Annotated in this window: 3 protein-coding genes; all 3 read right to left on the bottom strand. The window is 51.8% G+C overall.

Going from position 1 to position 2,510, the window contains the following annotated elements:
• Window positions 1–1,242, bottom strand: a 1,242-nt coding sequence (locus tag ACFPVY_RS00020) for a cell envelope biogenesis protein OmpA (protein WP_379789618.1), incomplete at its 3' end; no start/stop codon positions are given.
• A gap of 20 nt (window positions 1,243–1,262) precedes the next feature.
• Window positions 1,263–2,192, bottom strand: a complete 930-nt coding sequence (locus ACFPVY_RS00015) for a PorP/SprF family type IX secretion system membrane protein (RefSeq protein ID WP_379789617.1) — start codon at window positions 2,190–2,192, stop codon at window positions 1,263–1,265.
• 69 nt (window positions 2,193–2,261) lie between these two features.
• Window positions 2,262–2,510, bottom strand: a 249-nt coding sequence (locus tag ACFPVY_RS00010) for a T9SS type B sorting domain-containing protein (protein ID WP_379789616.1), incomplete at its 5' end; no start/stop codon positions are given.

Raw genomic sequence — 2,510 nt, 5'->3', positions numbered from 1 at the left:
ACAAACCGGATTAGCCTGGTATATCTTGTCTTTTCCTGTCTTGTTGCTTGAGAAGAAACCCACGTTCTTTGTCTTGTTGAACGAGAATGCGAAGTCGTCTTTCGAGGTGTTTACCGGCTCGCCAACATTTTCTGCCTCTGATCCCTTTGAAAGGTCGATGCGGAAAACGTCAAGGCCTCCAAGTCCCTTTCTGCCGTCTGACGCAAAGTAAAGCACGTTGTCGTCAGTAATCGAAGGGAAGCTCTCGTTTCCGGGAGTGTTCACCTTCGGGCCCATGTTCTCTGGAGTTCCGTATCCGCCGTCGCCGTTAACTGCAACTTTCCAGATGTCGTTCCCGCCAAGGGAGCCCGGCATATTGGAAGAGAAGTAAAGCGTCTTGCCGTCTTTGGAAAGGCTCGGGTTGCTCACAGAATATTCCTTGCTGTTGAAGGGAAGCGCCTTCACGTTCCCCCACTTGCTTCCGTCCTTGGTCGCCTTGAAAAGGTACACCTGCCCGACTTTCAGCTTGTTCTTCTTGTCCTTCTCGAAATCACCTTCCTTGAAGCTCTCGCTCGCAAAGTAGATCGTGTTCCCGTCTGCGCTAACGCTGGCAGGACCGTCGTGGAATTTCGTATTCAGCTCGCTTACCGCAACTGGCTCGCTGAAGCTTCCGTTGGCATTGTAGGTTGCCGTATAGAGGTCAAGGAATGGCTCCTCGTTCCAGCCGTAGGTCTTTCTCGCCTTGTTTCTAGAGCTTGCGAAATAAAGCGTATTGTCATCCGTCAGGACAGCACCGAAGTCAGAGCTGCCGCTGTTGATTCCCAAGGCAACCTCATCAAAAAGCTTAGTCTGGGACTGCAATTTTGGAAGATAATTTGGATCTTTCATGAATTCTACAGAACGCTGGTCGCTTGGGGCAAGGCCCGCAAATTTCTTCATCTGCGCGTTGGCTTCCGGGTATTTCCCTTCTGCCTTCAGCATCTGGGCATACTTGAAGTAGGTTTCCGCTTCCTGGGTGCTTTCCGTTGCCTTGGCATACCATTTTATGGCTTCCTTTGAGTTGTAGACATTGTAGTAGCTGTCGGCAAGCTGCCTGTAGACGTATGCGTCTGATTTGCCTGAGTCAACCAGCTTCTGGTATTCTGTGGCAGCATCGACATACTCGAACCTCGCGAAGAGCTTGTCTGCCTTCTCGGTGTCCTTGTTCTGCGCCGCAAGGGACATCCCTGCAAGCAGGCTTAGTGTGATATATATTTTCTTCATTGTACTGTGTCGCTTTTAGGTTAGAAATATCTTGGTGAACGTGAGACCTTCTTCGGGAAGTTCAGGTCGAACAGAAGGATCACCTCGTGTGACGATGGCGTCGTTACCTTCAGGTCTGAGACGATGTGGTCATAGGCGTAGCCAATTCTCAGGCTCGGCGTGATGGCATAGTTTACCATCGCCCCGAAGGAGTCGTCAAGCCTGTAGGTCGCGCCGATCTCGAATTTCTCGTTGAACAGGAAGTTCGCCGATGCGTCAAGCGATGCAGGCGCCTCGAAGGCTGACTTCAGCATCGCGGAGGGCTTGAACTTCACGTTTTCAGACAGCTGGAAAACATAACCTGCCGTCAGGAAATAGTGCTGGGTCTCTTCTCCGTAAAGGCGCTCCTCGCCTGACTGGCGGATGCTAAGGTGCTTGCTCTTCAGCATGTTTGGCACCGAAAGGGCAACGTAGTAGTTCTGCGTGTAGTAGAAGAAGCCGGCGCCCACGTTGAAATAGGTATTGTTGCTGTTCTCTGAGAATGCCTCGTCGTCCTGGCTCGAGAGCGAGCTGTTGATGTCTGAGAAGAGCCCGATGTTCTGGAAGGTAAGTCCAGCCTTCAGCCCAAGGGCAAGGCGGTGCTCCCCGCCAAGGTTAAGGGTGTAGGAGAAATCCCCGTAGGTATTGGTCTCCTCGACAGGACCGATCCTGTCTGTGATAACGGAAAGCCCGAGGCCCACGTTTCTCCCGACAGGGCTGTGCCCCGAGAAGGTAAAAGTCTCTGGAGAATCCTGGATGTCGACCCACTGCTTTCTGTATAAGAGCCCGAAGGAAAGGTTTTCCTTCGATCCAGCATAGGCAGGGTTGATGACGTTCATGTTGTACATGTACTGGGTATAGTGCGGATCCTGCTGCGCGTTTGCGTCGGCAAGAGACGCAAGGATCAGTGCGGTGATAAGTAGTCTCTTCATTGGTTTTTCTTGTTTCATGCGGTGGGTTCCCGAGCCTCATCAGGCCCGGGAGCGCCGCAGTTATGGTTTTTAGTTTCTCTGTCTGTTGATGTAGATCCAGCCCGTCTTGCTCTCGCCGCCTTCGCGCTCGAATGCGTAGAAGTAGGTTCCGTCAGGAAGCGCGTCGCCCTTGTCTGTCTGACCGTACCACTGGTTGGTATAGTTTGAAAACTCATACACTATCTTACCGTAGCGGTTGAAGATGCTGATCTTTCTTACCTGAAGACCTGAAAGGTCGAAGTTGTCGTTCTTACCGTCTCCGTTTGGTGAGATACCTTT

The organism is Flavobacterium qiangtangense, from assembly GCF_042658345.1.
Taxonomy (GTDB): Bacteria; Bacteroidota; Bacteroidia; order Flavobacteriales; family Flavobacteriaceae; genus Flavobacterium; species Flavobacterium qiangtangense.
The sequence above is the reverse complement of the archived record's forward strand: the minus strand, read 5'-3'. Positions and strand labels throughout refer to the sequence as shown.